Origin of the sequence: Pseudomonas sp. NPDC047961, from assembly GCF_050272435.1 — a bacterium.
Taxonomy (GTDB): domain Bacteria; phylum Pseudomonadota; class Gammaproteobacteria; order Pseudomonadales; family Pseudomonadaceae; genus Stutzerimonas.
Window position 1 is genome coordinate 1,201,813 of record NZ_JBNNMD010000001.1, and the last position, 15,387, is coordinate 1,217,199.

Below are 15,387 nucleotides of genomic sequence, written 5' to 3' on the forward strand. Positions count from 1 at the left end.
TTAACCCTCGATCTCATCCAGCAAGGCCAAGACGTCATCCAACGATGGCAACGCCTCTTGCGCCTGGTTCTCTTCAATGACCTTGACTTCGATCAGTTCCGACATTGCGGCGGCGTTCTTGGTCAGCGTCCAACCGTTATCGGCGTTCCACACAATGGCACCGTTTTCGAGTTCCGGGTTTTCCAGCATTTGGATGAGCGCCTCGCACTTGAAGAGCTTCTCACCGAGTTTTTTGGCCGACTCCGACGCCCCAAACACGCCCCGAGACTGCGCATCCAGGGCTTTATCGAGGCGGCGTTTAAGGTCGTTGCTTTCTTCCCTGAGGTTGCCCAGCTTCACGTCATCCCCCTTGACGCAGCCCAGCCGACCGCAGTCCAAACAGGCACCCATTTTCGGGCAGGGCTCGGACGCAAGATTGTGCACACAAACGCCGAGATGGGTTTGATGGATAATGCGGTCCTGCTCACCCTCGCGCAGTTCCCTTACATCAGCAAGATTCAGGGGCTGATTGGTTTTTACCTTGTCCAGACGCTGAGCAGCGGTGCTGTTCTTTGTTTTGGGGTGGTAAGCCGCAACCCCTTGGGTGCGCTCCTCGATGGTCTCGTGGTTGTAAACCGATCCCATCGTCGTGCGCCCGGAGAAGGCGTCAATCAGGAGCTGCGACAGACCGGCCTGGTGCATCCGCGTGTTTAATTCGTGCCGAAACGCATGCGTGCTGACCTTGATACCTTTGTAGCCCCAGCGCTCAAACAGGCTTTTCCTGGCCTGGTCTTTCGAACCGCCTAATTGCACATTCATTCGGGCAGAGTTCGCCGCGATCTCCACGCCAAACCCGGGTGTCCTAACAGCTGCACCTGAGTCTCCAGCCATTGCTCCTGTGCGCACGGTGAACAACGCATCACGGTACTTCACCCGAGATTTGCTCTCCGTGTACGGCGTGGTGTATGGGAAGTCCTTTGGAAGATACTTCTCCCGCAACAGCACATTGAGCTTGCGCAGCGTGATCACAAACCGGTCGTTAAACTCATAACCATGTGCTCCATGCTTGTCCTTAAAATATATGCGCTTCCTTGCGCTGGAATCCCACCCGTTACGGATCTCGGCCAAGATATCTCGGGTGGCGGGGCTGAGCGCCTCCCGCTTCTCCATGCTTTTCAGGAACCTATTGAATATGCTTCGCGGGGCGCTCTCATCAAATTTGAGTTTCAGTGCGGCACAGGCTTCGGCGTATGTCAGCGGTTCATCAGGCCCCTTGGGTGGCAGCCCACCATGGGGCGGAAACTCATCGGGATTGTCTTCCAGCCAGCCGGCGTAAGTTCGCGCTTCATCGGTGATCGGTTTTAGTAACGTGAAGACCCGCTCGACGACAGGCTCCATCTCAGGCTTAACGAGGGGCTTCAGCACAACCTTGTTCATCTTTTCCGCGTACCAGCGCAGGAACATGCGCTGATTGCCCTGGGCATCCTCTTTGAATACCTTACAATTCAACTCAACATCCGCTAATTCACCCACGCGACTGGCTACACTCAGCAATAGCGCAGAGGCGGATGTCACAACGATATCGAGGGGGTTGGTCAATTCGTTAGCGAACACTTCACCGAGGGCTTTGATCGCTTCAGGGTCGGGCAGCTTCTGTTCCCGATCCGCTCTTTGCTGCTTGAGCGTGCCACGCGGCCTTAGAGTCAGATAAGATTTCCACCGGAAATCCGACTTGAGCAGTTTTTTTTCCCGCATCAGGTCGATAATCGCCTCAAGTGACTTACTCAAACGGTATGCGTTGTCACGGTTTGTATAGTGACGGTCCATGTGGTCGCACGCTCGATTGCAGACAGCGGCGGACACCCGCGTCACATCCCGCGTGCCGGTCAACTCGAACAGAGCTACTTCAAGCGCCATCAGGGCGCTCAGCCTGTCTTTTGTCGACTTTTTCTGCAAATACACCTTTCGGTAGACGAGTATGGCTTTGGCAAAATCTGTGAAGGGTGCCTGCATCGGCTTTGGGGCAGCATTGGTCGATCCGAGTGCCGTAAAATTACAGCCATAGAAGCCATGTAGGTGCCAACTGCCGTCTTCCCAGCGGATGCTCGCATGCACTCGATTGGGTACGCCTTTGGGTAGGGTCAGTTTGGCCCATTCGATAAACGCCGCGAGCTGAGCCTCTGCAGTCAGCTCGCTCTTGGGCTTAAAATCGACAATGTTATCGGTCATTCGCCTTTCCTCCCTGAGCGGCGCATGGCCTCACAATCCAGAATCACCTTGCGGCAAGCCAGAATGGCCCGATCCCAGAGCACACCGGTCGTTTTATCGGTGTCAATAGTTTGCGCCCGACGACGCTCCAATCGCTCAAGGATCGCGCTGTGATTGGCATCCAGAAGGGGCTGGAATTTTCCGCATGCATAACAGGTGTAAGGCGCATCGAGATGGCAGGTGGCAGTGGCACCGCACACTGCCACATCCTCAATTAGTCGATCCGCTCGATCCCCGTTTATCGCTGAGGTGCGTTCCGTGACGATAACTCCGGTGAACGCATTCACAACTAGGGCCATATGGTCGCTCATCTTCGCGTCGATCAACGCCAGCAACTCCGGTGACACGGCGCGGTACTTTCGCACTGCCCGAGTATCGTTGTGCATCAATGCGCGGGCCATCGCCCACTCATCAAGCCCCGCATTGGAAAGGTCCGTGCCGAGGGTGTGCCTGAACCGGTGCCCCCGCGTCACTTTCAGCGGCTGATGGGTGCGAGGCGAAATCGGAAAGCCCTCCATCCGCTCGATGCGCGCAAGCCAGACGCTGATCGTGCCTGATGAGACATGAAAGGTCGAATCCGGCGTGTCTTCGAGGCCTTGTTGACGGGGGCTATCGAGCAAAACAGGGGGATTCAGCCGCTCCCGAGGTCCTGCTTTGTTATCATCCAGCTTCTGACGAAAGAGGGGCACATTCTCAATCGCTGCATCCCAGTCGACACCGTCTGGATACGTTTGCCATAGTTGCGCCAGAACCATTGACTTGTAGGCCTGTACGGTGTTGTACAGGTCCTCATCCAGACTGAATATTTCGGACTTTTTTCGCCAACCCGCCTCGTCGTCTTTTAGCTTTGCATAGTGAATCCTGATCTTGCAGCCTTGGTCGGACTTCGTGAAATCACGAAAAACCATCATGCGTATCTGAGTGCCTCGCTGGCCGTAAATCATCAAGATGCGCAGGTAAAGGTACTGCTCGGGGTCTAACTGACCGTGACAAAAATGCTCATGTATCCATTGATGCAGCGAGTCCTGCTCAAACCGAGTTAACGGGCCTTTTTCGGGGTCCAGGCTGAGTATCACATCATTGCTGGATTTCTTTTTCCTGGGCAGTTTTTTGTAGGCATCGACCAGGGTTTGCGACGGGCGCTGTTCAAGGGATTCGCAGTCGTGCCAAAACGCGATGAAAGCGGCAATGGCACTAAACTCATTATCGCTAAAGCGCTCCCGCAGATCGATCAGGTGATCCTCGTTGAGTGGGGCAAGCCCGGCCTGAGCGGCCCGCGACAACACACTGGCGCAGCGAGCAACCGTGTCCGCTGCCTGCTCGGCCATTCGGTACGCCAGGGCGGCGTGCAACCAGGGCTGCCAATCCGGCGAGACGCAGGCAATAGCTGCTTCCCAGTTGACTGAACTACCAGCCGCTTTATCCGGTTTCCACAACGGTTCGGTGGGTGTGAACACCTCTCCACATTTCGCCAGGCGAGGTGTGTTCAGCCACGCATCGAAGCTGTCCTTCTTGGGTGCCTGAAGTGCTTCGACGGAGATGTTCACTCTGAGCCGCCTTGTGTTTCGGCCTTCTGACGGATGGCCTTAAACCGCTCGGCCCGTTTCTGTATCGCTTTGTCTGCCTCTTCCTTCCAGAATTTGGCGCCGTAGAGACCCGGCATGATCGAGTCGGGACTCCAACCGAACATCCATGTAAGGGTCTTTTGTACTTGGGTGGTGCGATCTTCCGGCGTGAGCACTGCCAGTTCCTCGCGCATGCTTTCCAGCATCGTGTAGACCGCGTCATGCCTTAGAGTATGCGTGTGCACATGGGCCAGTTCCGGCGCTATTTCTCGGACCCTGGACAGAACGCCATCCACTGCCTTGATGGTCAAAGGTCCGCCCTCATTTCGCTTGTGCGCCACCAGCAAAAACGGATGCTTTCTCGCTTGCGATGTGCCGCTACGGGGCTTCCTGTGACGATATTTCGATTCATACTCTGTTATTGCGTCATACAGGTCATCGGTCATCACCAGCATGCGCTCGTTGGTTTTGAATTGCGGGGCCATCGTTCGGGGATCGAGGCTCTCATCCTCCAGGTTAACCACCGCTAGTTGACGACTGTGCCAGTGAATATCGCTGATCTTGATCAGCAGCATCTCGGAGCGCCGCAGCCCCATATCGAGACACAGCAGCAAGATGATGTAGTTACGCAGCTTGATGGCTTCATCTGAAAAGGGGGTTTCAGCGCTATCCGGATGCATGATTTCCAGCAATCGAGTTCGCTCCTGGCTGGTAAGCCCTTTCATTTCGTCCGTTCGCGTTTTTTTCCACGCAGGGCTGGCTGCTTTGATCTTGCGGTTGATGCGCTTCTTCAGATCGTCAATCGCCTCATGTCGTGTTGAGTGATCACCCAACTTGTCATAGAGGAAGGCCAGATAGTCGCGTACCGCCTCGATTCGCTGTCGCGCATGGACTTTGCCAACGGATTTGTATGCAGTCGGATGCAAACGCATCCCCGCATACTTCATGGCCAGGGTTTCCTTGCTAAACCCCGCATCCGACACAAACCTAGAAAGCTCACTGTCTGTCAGGTACCGGCTATGAGGGCGCTGTTCGAGGTGAGAAATCAGATCAATGGAGGAAAACGCCAGAAATTCCTCAAACACAGCCAGATGCTCAAGGTACTTCTTGGTAGTTTCGAGGGCTCTGCCCGAGTGCTCCATGGTGATGTATAGGTTGGGGTAGTACACAGGGATGTAGTCTTGCACCAACAGCTTTCTTCGAGCAGCATTCACCACCTGCTCTATGACCTGGAAACCCATGTTGCTCCCTCATAAAACTTAACTTTTCTGAGTAGAGTCAGGGGTATCGGACAGTCAGCGCAAAACTTAACGTTTTAATTTCCAGAATTTAAGCGCCTGCCTCCACCCTCAACACACTGAAAATACCGGATTAAAGGCGAATCAAACCATGTCCAAAAGTGACAAAGCAGGCAAAACAGGCTCTTACGTCTACACCATGCATCGGCTTGGCAAAGTCGTTCCACCGAAGCGTGAAATCCTCAAGAACATTTCCCTGTCCTTCTTTCCCGGCGCCAAGATCGGTGTGCTGGGTCTCAACGGTTCGGGCAAGTCCACCCTGCTGAAGATCATGGCTGGGGTCGATAAAGAGTTCGACGGCGAAGCGCGGGCGATGCCCGAACTGAATGTCGGCTACCTGCCGCAGGAGCCGGAGCTCGACCCGAACAAGACGGTTCGCGAAGTCGTGGAAGAAGCCGTCAGCAGCATCAAGGATGCCCAGGCGCGCCTGGACGAAGTCTACGCCGCCTACGCTGAGCCGGATGCCGATTTCGACAAGCTCGCAGCCGAGCAGGCCAAACTGGAAGCCATCCTGCAGGCCAGCGACGGGCATAACCTCGGGCGCCAACTGGAAGTCGCCGCCGACGCCCTGCGCCTGCCGCCATGGGACGCCAAGGTCGAGCACCTGTCCGGCGGTGAAAAGCGCCGCGTGGCGCTGTGCCGTCTGCTGCTCTCGGCCCCCGACATGCTGCTGCTTGACGAACCAACCAACCACCTGGACGCCGACTCGGTGGCCTGGCTGGAACACTTCCTCCACGACTTCACCGGCACCGTCGTCGCGATCACCCACGATCGCTACTTCCTGGACAACGTCGCCGGCTGGATTCTGGAACTCGACCGCGGCCAGGGCATTCCCTACGAGGGCAACTACTCCGGCTGGCTGGAAGCCAAATCCAACCGCCTGGCGCAGGAATCCAAGCAGCAGTCGGCCCATGAAAAGGCCATGAAGGAAGAACTGGAGTGGGTGCGCAAAGGCGCCAAGGCCCGCCAATCCAAGTCCAAGGCACGCTTGCAGCGCTTCGAGGAAATGCAGTCGCAGGAATTCCAGAAGCGCAGCGAAACCAACGAAATCTACATTCCGGCCGGCGCGCGCCTGGGTGACAAGGTCATCGACTTCCACAATGTGACCAAGGGTTACGGCGACCGTGTGCTGATCGAGAACCTGTCGTTCAGCATGCCCAAGGGCGCCATTGTTGGCGTGATTGGCGGCAACGGTGCGGGCAAGTCGACGCTGTTCCGCATGATCATGGGCAAGGAGCAGCCGGATTCGGGCAGCATCGAGATCGGCGATACAGTGCAGGTCGCCTGTGTCGATCAGAGCCGCGATGACCTGGACGGCAGCAAATCCGTATGGGAAGCAGTGTCGGACGGCGCCGACATGATTCGCATCGGCAACTACGAAGTCCCCTCGCGCACCTACGTGGGGCGTTTCAACTTCAAGGGCGGTGACCAGCAGAAGTTCGTCAAGGATCTCTCCGGCGGTGAGCGCGGTCGCTTGCACCTGGCGCTGACGCTGAAAGAAGGCGCCAACGTACTGCTACTCGACGAACCCTCCAACGACCTCGACGTGGAAACCTTGCGCTCACTCGAAGAAGCGCTGCTGGATTTCCCCGGCGCTGCCATCGTGATCTCCCACGATCGTTGGTTCCTCGACCGCGTCGCCACACACATCCTTTCCTATGAGGATGACGGCAGCATCGTATTCTTCGAGGGCAACTACACCGAGTACGAGGCCGATCGCAAGAAGCGCCTCGGCGATGCAGCCTCCCAGCCGCATCGGGTGAAATACAAGAAGCTTGCCCAGTAGCATCAACCGCGGAGCCGAAAGGCTCCGTTTTTGTGTGGCGAAGCGCCTCTGGTGGCAACTGGCCCAATACCGGATAATCGCGCTTTTTCGACGCTTGGCACGACACTTGGATGTCAGGCCGGCAGCAATCGCAAGGGAAGGTCACGGTCACCATGGCAGCACTGGGATTACGCGGCAAATCACTGCTGGCGTTGCTATTGACCTTCCTGCTGGCAATCGGAGTGACTGTACTGGTTGGCCGCGAAGCATTGCAGGGCGTGCAAAGCCGCTTTGGCGAAGCCTATGCGCGCAACGTGGTTCAGCTCAACCGTGAACGACTGTTCGCCCCGGTCACCCGGGAACTGGCGCTGGCGCAGCGGCTGGCGGAATCGGAGATTACCCGCGCCTGGCTGCTCGATGAGAATGATCCGGCCAAGCGGGAATTATTTTTCCGCGAGGCGGCTGGCTATCAGCGGGCTCTCAGTGACCACTCCTACTTCGCCGCATCGGCAGCCTCCAATCGCTACTACTCCAACGGCGACCAGCAACCTCCCAGCGAGGCGCCCCGCTATGAGATGAAGCCCGATGCGCCGGAAGACGAGTGGTTCTATGCCACCCTGCGTTCGGACGCGCCCTATCATCTCAATGTCGACCGCTCGGCCATCAGCGGCGACCTGAAGATCTGGTTCAACATTGTGGTCCGTGATGGCGGTCGCCCGCTCGGCATCGTCGGCTCCGGGATCAGCCTGAACGCGTTCGTCACCCAGTTCATCGAAGAAGACAAGACCGGCGTCGAGTCGATGGTGCTCGACAGCTACGGCTCGATCCTGGTCCACCCCAACCATAATCTCGTCACCCTGAACGCCGACACCTCGCAGGGCCGCTCGCTGTCCACCAGCCTGCTTGGCCTGCTCGACGATATCGACCAGGCCAAGGCGCTGCGCCAGGCCATGAGCTACGGCCGCGAACATCCTGGCGAGACGGCCACGTTAAAGGCGAGCCTCGATGGCGAGCCTCGCCTGCTGGCCCTGACCTGGATTCCGGAACTGCAATGGTTCGTCACCAGCGCCGTGGATCTGCGAACCGCCCAAGTCATCGAGCTGAAGCCCCTGCTGCCTGCCCTCGGTGCCGTGTTGCTGCTGTTGCTGCTGCTGATTGCAGCCGGCGCCTGGCTGGTCGATCGTCGTGTGCTGAGCCCGTTGCGGCAACTGCGCAAGAGCGCCCAGGCTATAGCCGCTGGACAATACAACGCGCCGCTGCCGACCGATCGGGATGACGAGATCGGCGAACTCAGCGCTGCGTTTCGCAGCATGGCGCTGAAAATCCATAGCCACACCAGCGAGCTGGAAAGTCGCGTCAACGAGCGCACGCGGGAACTGCAGCAGGCCAACCGCGACATGGCCGCCGCACATAAAAAGATCGACGACTCGATCGACTACGCCAGCCTGATCCAGCACGCCATCCTGCCCAAGCGCCAGCTGGTGGCCGACCTCGACGAACGCCACGCCGTGCTCTGGCACCCCCGCGACGTAGTTGGCGGCGATTTCTATGTCTATCGCGCCACCGAACAAGGTTGCCTGCTCGGCGTGGTCGACTGCGCTGGCCATGGTGTGCCCGGCGCGCTGATGACCATGCTCGCTCACGCTGCAATCGAACAGGCAATTGCCGACGCCGGGCACGCCGACCCAGCCGCCGTTCTCGCGCGCACCGATGGCATCGTGCGCAAGATGCTGCGCGACGACTCAACCCAACACGCCCTCGCCACCAACATGGATGTGGGCCTCGCCTACGTCGACTTCCAGCGTCGTCTGGTGGTTTATGCTGGCGCCAAGATCGCGCTCTACTACAGCGATGGCGAACGCCTCGACGAATTACCAGCCGGGCGCCGCGCCATCGGCGACCGACGCATCGGCGAATATCAGAATGCTGAGGTAGAGTTGCAGCCTGGGCGAACCTTCTACCTGGCCACCGATGGCTTCCTCGATCAGGCGGGTGGTGAGCTGGGCTATGGATTCGGCAACAGCCGCTTCGCCGAGATGATCCTGCGGCATGCCCGCCTCCCTATGGGCGAACAGGGTGCGGCGTTCAAAGCGACCCTGGACGAGTATCAGGGCGATTACCCCCAGCGTGACGACATTACGATGTTGTGTTTCCGTTTCGATTGAGCGCCATCCACCGGAGTTGAGTTGCCCCATGGAAACCCTTGACCTGTTCGCTATGCGCGAAAGCTACAACCGGCAGCAGATCATGCTGTGCTTCAACGGCCCGATCTCGCGCAGCCTGATCGAGGAAATCGGCAATGCGCTGCGTAACTACCTCGCCGCTGATCATGCCAACCCGTCGTCGGCAATGGATGTTTTTGCGGTGTACATCGAGATGACCCAGAACATCCGCCACTACGCCAAGGTCCGTAACTGGGCCGACCAGGAAGCGGGCGCCACGGTCGTGGTCGCACGCAACGATGCCGACGGCCGCTATGTAGTCTCCGCCGGCAATCTGATCGAAACAGCCGATGGCGAAGCCCTGATCGCCAGCATCGAAGAGCTGGCCCGCCTGGACAAGGCGCAACTTAAGGCTCGTTACAAAGAACAATTGCGCAAGCCACGCGAAGACAACAGTGTCAGCGGCGCAGGACTCGGCCTGATCGACATCGCCCGCAAATCCAGCGAACCACTGAAAGCGTCGCTGCAAACCGTCGCCAACGGCCGCTCGTTCATCAGCCTGAGCGCGGTCATCTGACTTACAAGAGCCAACTGCACATGAATGATTTCTCCATCGCCGGCAGCCAGTCATCGCCAGCCATTCAGTCCGACTGGGAAAACGGCGTGCTCGCCATGCAAGGCGACTCCTACCCGGAAAATTCCTACGAGCTGTTCCACCAGGTCATCGAGTGGATCGAACGCTACCTGGCCGAAGCCGGCCGTCCGCTGCGCATGGAACTGCATCTGCTGTACCTCAATACCAGCAGCATCAAGGCCGTGATGGACATCTTCGATATGCTCGAAGCCGCCCATCAAGAGGGAAAGGCGGTGGCCGTCAACTGGCACTATGACCGCCGCAACGAGCGTGTGGTAGAACTGGCCGAAGAGTTCAAGGAAGACTGCACCTTTCCATTCATGATCCTCAGCCACGATTAGAAGGTCCTTATGCGCGGGCAGAATCCGCTGGAAAGCCAGGTTGTGGAATCGCTGTCCGATCCACAGAACCAAGGCCATCCACTGCATGAAACGCTGAGCCAGTTGTGGGAAGCACACCACAGCCTACTCAACCGCATCGAACGGATCGCCCGCGTTTCTGACGGGTACCAGAGCATCGTGCGTGACCGCGAAATGACCCTCTCGGCACGCTTCGACAAGCAGCTCCGACAGCTGGAGAAAGTCGCACGCATTTCCGATCGCTATCAGACGATGTTGCGTGATCTGAATATCGCTCTGAAAGAAGCCTCTACCCATGATGCCCTTACCGGCATCGCCAACCGGCGCTTGCTCACCGAGCGCTTGCGTGAAGAAGCCGAACGGGCCAAGCGCTACTCGCGGCCGCTGTGTGTGGTCATGGTCGATATCGACCGCTTCAAGGCCATCAATGATGATTACGGGCACGAAGTCGGCGACAACGTGCTGATGGAAGTGGTGCGGGTGATGGAGGCGGAGATCCGCGAACATGACCTCTGCGGCCGCTGGGGCGGCGAAGAATTCCTTCTGTTGATGCCGGAAACCTCCACCGAAAGCGCGGTCCGGGTGATCGAGCGTCTGCGTGAAGCCGTCGCCAAGCTGCGGGTGCGCGTCAATGACGACTCGTTGTCGGTCACGGTGAGCCTGGGCATGGCGCAGCTAAGAGCCGATGAAAACTATTCGAGCGCCATCAACCGCGCCGACGTGGCGCTGCTGCGGGCCAAGCGCAACGGCCGTGATCGCTACGAATTAGCCGATTGAGCCTGCGGCGGGTCAGTTCGCGGCCCGCCGCCAGGCAAGCGTTCCAAGATCGACTCGACGATCCGCGCGGGGGCCGGCCTGATGGCTAGGGCCGTATCAAGTCGTCTCCAACGCCGCATTACCAGTAATTCTCCACCGCCACCTGACCCGGCCGCCGGGTCAGGCTCAGGTTGAGATCCCGTGTCTTGAGCATGCTGCGGGTGTCCTCGATCATCTGCGGATTGCCGCAGAGCATAATCCGCGAGTGTTCGGGCTCGAGCTGCAGATCGGCCGCTCGCTCCAGTTCGCCGTTCTCGATCAGCGTCGTGACACGACCGTGCAGCGCGCCGGGCATCTGCTCGCGGGTCACTACCGGCAGATAGGTCAGCCTCGAGCCGAGGCCTTCCAGATAATCGCGCTGCGGCAGCTCGCGGATCAGGTCCTGATAGGCCAGCTCGGATGCGGTGCGCGCGCTATACACCAGGATGATCCGCTCGAAGCGCTGCCAGACCTCAAAGTCCTGCAGGATCGAGAGAAAGGGCGCGATGCCCGTCCCGGTGCCCAGCAGCCAGAGATCCCGACCATCGATAAAACGATCAAGAGTGAGAAAGCCGAACGCCTGTTTGTCCACCAGCAGCTCGTCGCCGGGCTTGAGGCGACTCAGTTCGCTGGTGAATTCACCATCCGGCACCACGATGGAGAAGAAGTCGAGAAACTCATCATGGGGCGCCGATACCATCGAGTACGCCCGCCAGACGATACTGCCGCTGGGCTTACGAACGCCGAGGCGGGCGAACTGCCCGGCAGTAAAGCGGAAGCCTGTGTCGCGGGTGGTACGTAGGGTGAACAGAGTGGGCGTCAACGTCTGCACCTCAAGCAGACGCTGGCGGGTGAACTTCTCTTCGCTGACGGTCATACTTCGCTCCTTCCGGACATCGGGGGACACCAGCGTGTCCGGGCCGCGGAAAACGTAGGCGAGGCAGGCAAGACAAGGCAGAAACAGCCGAAGAAGCGGAGTTTAGGCGTTCTAAATGAGCATTCTGAGGCTGTTTCTAACGCAGTATTGCCAACGCAGGTAGTTTTCCGCGGCCTGGACCCTTGATACTCCTTTCCGACGCCTACAAACACCGCCAGTTCTTATGCCTATTCTAGAATCCGCCTATGCACGCCTCGATCTGATCCGCCAGCCGGAACAGCCCAACGAACCCTTGCAGGCGTTCGATGCGGCTGACGAGTACCTATTGGCGCAGCTGCACGAGCAAGGCTTGGCTGCGACAACGCGGGTGCTGATCCTCAACGACAGTTTTGGCGCCTTGGCCTGTTCATTGGCGAAGCAGGCGCAGGTCACCAGCAATGGCGACTCTCACCTCGCGCACCTGGCGCTGGAAAAAAATCTGCAGCGCAACGCCATGCCGGCTGACGCGGTGAGCTTCGTGCCCGCCAGTGAGGTGCCTCAAGGCCCGTTCGACCGGGTGCTGATTCGCGTGCCCAAGACGCTCGCGTTGCTGGAGGAACAGCTGATCCGCCTGCATGGCCAACTCGCGCCAGGTGCCCAGGTGATCGCAGGCTCGATGATCAAGCACCTGCCGCGTGCAGCGGGCGATCTGCTGGAGAAGTACATCGGCCCAATGCAAGCCTCGCTGGCGGTGAAGAAAGCGCGTCTGCTGACCGCGACTCCGAGCGACAAGCCGGCACCGCGCTCGCCCTACCCGACCCGCTATCACCTCGATAAGCCGGCCATCGAACTGATCAACCACGCCAACCTGTTCTGCCGGGAAGACCTCGACATCGGCACCCGAGCCTTCCTGCCGCACCTGCCGAAGGCGCTCGGCAACCTGCGTGTCGCGGATCTGGGTTGCGGCAACGGCGTGCTCGGTATCGTTTACGCCCTGAGCAATCCACAAGCGCAGATGACGCTCGTGGACGAGAGCTACATGGCAGTGCAATCGGCACGAGAGAACTGGCTGGCCATCCTTGGCGAGCGCCCTGCCGATATCCGTGCCGGCGACGGGCTTGCCGAGCAGCCCATGGATTCGCTGGATCTGGTGCTGTGCAACCCGCCCTTTCATCAGCAGCAGGTGGTCGGTGACTTCCTCGCCTGGCGGATGTTCACCCAGGCCAAGACGGCACTGGCCAAGGGCGGCGAGCTGTGGATCGTCGGCAACCGCCACCTCGGCTATCACCTCAAGCTCAAGCGCCTGTTCGGCAAGGTGGAGCAGGTCGCGGCGACGCCCAAGTTCGTCATCCTGCGAGCCATCAAGCCGTGAGCGAAGCGCCGGTTCGGCTGAGTATTCAGCAGTTCGCCACGCGAACCGGCCTTTCAGCCGACACCCTGCGCTATTACGAAAAGATCGGCCTGCTGCGCCATGTCGCCCGGGACGCCAGCGGCTTTCGCGTCTACGGCCCGCGCGATCTGGAATGGGTCGGCTTCATCCTCCGTCTCAAAGACACCGGCATGGCGCTGGACGACATCATTCGCTACGCCGATCTGCGTGAACGCGGCGAATCGACTCTGGCGGCGCGGCAGGCGCTGCTCGAAGTCCATGCAGCCAAACTGCAGGACCGTCTGGAGCGCGACCGCGAACATCTGACCGCGCTGCAGGCAAAGATCGAGCTGTACCGCCAACAAACAACCCCTTGACCTGGAGTCCACTCCAACCCTCAGGCTTTCCTCTTCCCAATCAAGAGGAACGCTCCATGTCCGCATCCACCCGCTATACCGAAGGCCTGGCCAAACTCGAGCAAATCGACGGTGAGGCTGGGCGAAAGGTCATCGACAGCCTGGAAGCCATTGCGCCGGATCTGGCCCGTTACGTCATCGAATTTCCGTTTGGCGATATCTACCAGCGCCCCGAGCTGGATCTGCCGCAGCGTGAGCTGGCGACCGTTGCAGCACTGACCGCGCTCGGGCATTGCCAACCGCAACTGGCGGTGCATATCCACGGCGCGCTGAACGTCGGCTGCACGCGTGAGCAGATCGTCGAAGTGATCATTCAAATGGCCGTCTATGCCGGCTTTCCCGCCGCACTCAACGGCATGAGCACGGCCAAGACGGTGTTTGCCGAGCGCGGGTTATTGCAGGGAATGGCGCCCGGCACGTGATTGCGTACGCATGGTGAATCCAGCCCACGGCAGATACCAACACGCGTCCACGGTGGGCTAAAGCCCGCCCTACAGGGCACGCCACCGCAGGGGTCTGATACGTAGGGTGGGCTTCAGCCCACCAGAGACACCCTTTTTTCTGCACCAAGCACAACGCGTCCCGGCGCATCATCTTTCTGAAGGCGGACGGCGTCACAGCGCGACCCCGGCCGGATGCTACTCTCGCCTGCTGCCCACCGTATGCACTGACCTGATGTCCACACACGCCAAACTCCTGCTCCGCCACCAGCGCCCTTTCATCAAGTTTTGGTTCGCCCGCGTGTTCACCGCCAGCGGCTTTCAGATGCTGGCGGTTGCCATCGGCTGGCACATGTACGAACTGACCGGCAGCGTGCTCGACCTCGGGCTGGTGGGCCTGGCCGAATTCTTCCCCCGGCTGCTGTTCATCCTCTGGACCGGACACGTCGCCGATCGCTTCGACAGAAGACGGGTCGCTGCGCTGTGTCAGGGCTTGCAAGGGCTGATCGCCCTGGCGCTGGTGATCGGCGTCGGTGGGCTCGGCGTGACACGGGAGATGATCTTCGTGCTGGCGTTTCTGCTCGGCACAGCACGTGCCTTTGAGGGCCCGGCGACCCAGGCGCTGTTGCCGAGCCTGGTGCCTGCCCAATTGTTTCCCGCGGCGGTCGCAGCTTCATCGTCGGCGATGCAGACAGCCACCATCGTCGCGCCCGCGCTCGGTGGGCTGTTGTTCGCCATCGGCCCCTTATGGGTTTATGGACCGGTCGCGCTGCTCTTCGCTCTGGCCTGCAGTTTGATGCTGAGCCTGCCGAAACGCCCGGCGCCGCCGAAGCAGACCGGCCCGGCGATGGACAACCTGCTCGCGGGCATGCGCTTCATTCGCAGCCGACCGGACATATTCGGCGCTATTTCCCTGGACATGTTTGCCGTTCTTCTCGGCGGCGCCACGGCACTGCTGCCGGTGTTCGCCAAGGACATCCTGCTCACCGGCCCCTGGGGCCTAGGACTGTTGCGTTCGGCACCGGCGGTGGGTGCGCTGCTGATGTCGCTGTGGCTTGCGCGCTATTCCATCAACAAAAGGGTCGGCCGGGTCATGTTCGCCGCCGTCGGGGTGTTCGGCCTGGCAACCATCGCCTTCGGCCTGTCGACTTCATTCTGGCTTTCGATGGGTGTGCTGGTGGTGCTGGGCGCGGCGGATATGATCAGCATGGTGATCCGCGGCGCGTTCGTGCAGCTGGAAACGCCGGACGCCATGCGCGGCCGGGTGAGTGCGGTCAATGGTCTGTTTATCGGCGCGTCCAACCAGCTCGGCGAATTCGAGTCAGGGCTGACGGCTCACTGGTTCGGCACCGTACCGGCGGTGGTGATCGGTGGCGTCGGAACGCTGATCATCACCGGTACCTGGATGAAGCTGTTCCCGACGCTGGCCAATCGCGACCAGTTGCATCGGGATCTGGATTAGCGGGCTCGGTGGAAGACGC

General features: G+C 59.6%; 13 protein-coding genes. 9 read left to right on the forward strand and 4 right to left on the reverse strand.

The window, feature by feature from the left end; translation table 11 throughout:
• The 3 genes from ACQKIK_RS05745 to ACQKIK_RS05755 are packed head-to-tail and all read right to left on the reverse strand — an operon-like array spanning position 1 to position 5,053.
• A complete protein-coding gene (locus ACQKIK_RS05745) occupies positions 1-2,208 on the reverse strand; it encodes a hypothetical protein (protein WP_499135040.1) in 2,208 nt (735 codons plus the stop codon).
• Positions 2,205-3,794: a site-specific integrase gene (locus ACQKIK_RS05750; protein ID WP_499135042.1), complete on the reverse strand. Its 1,590-nt coding sequence runs from the start codon at positions 3,792-3,794 to the stop codon at positions 2,205-2,207. The genes ACQKIK_RS05745 and ACQKIK_RS05750 overlap by 4 nt, the downstream gene beginning before the upstream one ends.
• The gene (locus ACQKIK_RS05755) at positions 3,791-5,053 is read right to left on the reverse strand and encodes a tyrosine-type recombinase/integrase (RefSeq protein WP_499135044.1); all 1,263 of its coding nucleotides are present in this window, start codon (positions 5,051-5,053) and stop codon (positions 3,791-3,793) included. Before ACQKIK_RS05755 ends, ACQKIK_RS05750 begins: the two co-directional genes overlap by 4 nt.
• Positions 5,054-5,201: 148 nt before the next feature.
• Between ACQKIK_RS05755 and ettA the strand changes: the two genes are divergently transcribed.
• From ettA to siaD, 5 genes are all read left to right on the forward strand, one after another.
• Positions 5,202-6,896 carry an energy-dependent translational throttle protein EttA gene (gene ettA / locus ACQKIK_RS05760; protein WP_499135045.1) on the forward strand — a complete coding sequence of 565 codons (1,695 nt, stop codon included), beginning with the start codon at positions 5,202-5,204 and terminating at the stop codon, positions 6,894-6,896.
• Positions 6,897-7,048: 152 nt separating this feature from the next.
• On the forward strand, positions 7,049-9,040 hold the full coding sequence (gene siaA / locus ACQKIK_RS05765; RefSeq protein ID WP_499135206.1) for a biofilm regulation protein phosphatase SiaA: 1,992 nt from the start codon (positions 7,049-7,051) through the stop codon (positions 9,038-9,040).
• Positions 9,041-9,068: 28 nt separating this feature from the next.
• A complete protein-coding gene (siaB, locus tag ACQKIK_RS05770) occupies positions 9,069-9,614 on the forward strand; it encodes a biofilm regulation protein kinase SiaB (protein WP_064481463.1) in 546 nt (181 codons plus the stop codon).
• 20 nt (positions 9,615-9,634) lie between these two features.
• Entirely contained in the window at positions 9,635-10,012 is a 378-nt protein-coding gene (gene siaC, locus ACQKIK_RS05775) for a biofilm regulation phosphoprotein SiaC (protein WP_499135046.1), read from the forward strand.
• A 9-nt stretch (positions 10,013-10,021) separates the two neighbouring features.
• Positions 10,022-10,807, forward strand: coding sequence for a biofilm regulation diguanylate cyclase SiaD (gene siaD / locus ACQKIK_RS05780; RefSeq protein ID WP_499135047.1), 786 nt, complete (start codon positions 10,022-10,024; stop codon positions 10,805-10,807).
• A 118-nt stretch (positions 10,808-10,925) separates the two neighbouring features.
• Here the strand turns inward: siaD and ACQKIK_RS05785 are convergent, their stop codons facing one another.
• Positions 10,926-11,702 carry a ferredoxin--NADP reductase gene (locus tag ACQKIK_RS05785; RefSeq protein WP_499135049.1) on the reverse strand — a complete coding sequence of 259 codons (777 nt, stop codon included), beginning with the start codon at positions 11,700-11,702 and terminating at the stop codon, positions 10,926-10,928.
• A 223-nt stretch (positions 11,703-11,925) separates the two neighbouring features.
• Here ACQKIK_RS05785 and ACQKIK_RS05790 point away from each other — a divergent pair, with 223 nt between their 5' ends.
• The 4 genes from ACQKIK_RS05790 to ACQKIK_RS05805 all read left to right on the forward strand — a co-directional run bounded on the left by ACQKIK_RS05790 (position 11,926) and on the right by ACQKIK_RS05805 (position 15,368).
• Positions 11,926-13,053 carry a methyltransferase gene (locus tag ACQKIK_RS05790; protein ID WP_045430394.1) on the forward strand — a complete coding sequence of 376 codons (1,128 nt, stop codon included), beginning with the start codon at positions 11,926-11,928 and terminating at the stop codon, positions 13,051-13,053.
• Complete coding sequence (locus ACQKIK_RS05795) at positions 13,050-13,427, forward strand: MerR family transcriptional regulator (RefSeq protein ID WP_081262880.1); 378 nt, start codon at positions 13,050-13,052, stop codon at positions 13,425-13,427. The genes ACQKIK_RS05790 and ACQKIK_RS05795 overlap by 4 nt, the downstream gene beginning before the upstream one ends.
• Before the next feature lie 56 nt (positions 13,428-13,483).
• The gene (locus ACQKIK_RS05800) at positions 13,484-13,888 is read left to right on the forward strand and encodes a carboxymuconolactone decarboxylase family protein (RefSeq protein WP_499135050.1); all 405 of its coding nucleotides are present in this window, start codon (positions 13,484-13,486) and stop codon (positions 13,886-13,888) included.
• Between the two features lie 253 nt (positions 13,889-14,141).
• On the forward strand, positions 14,142-15,368 hold the full coding sequence (locus ACQKIK_RS05805; protein WP_499135052.1) for an MFS transporter: 1,227 nt from the start codon (positions 14,142-14,144) through the stop codon (positions 15,366-15,368).
• Positions 15,369-15,387 lie beyond the last annotated feature (19 nt).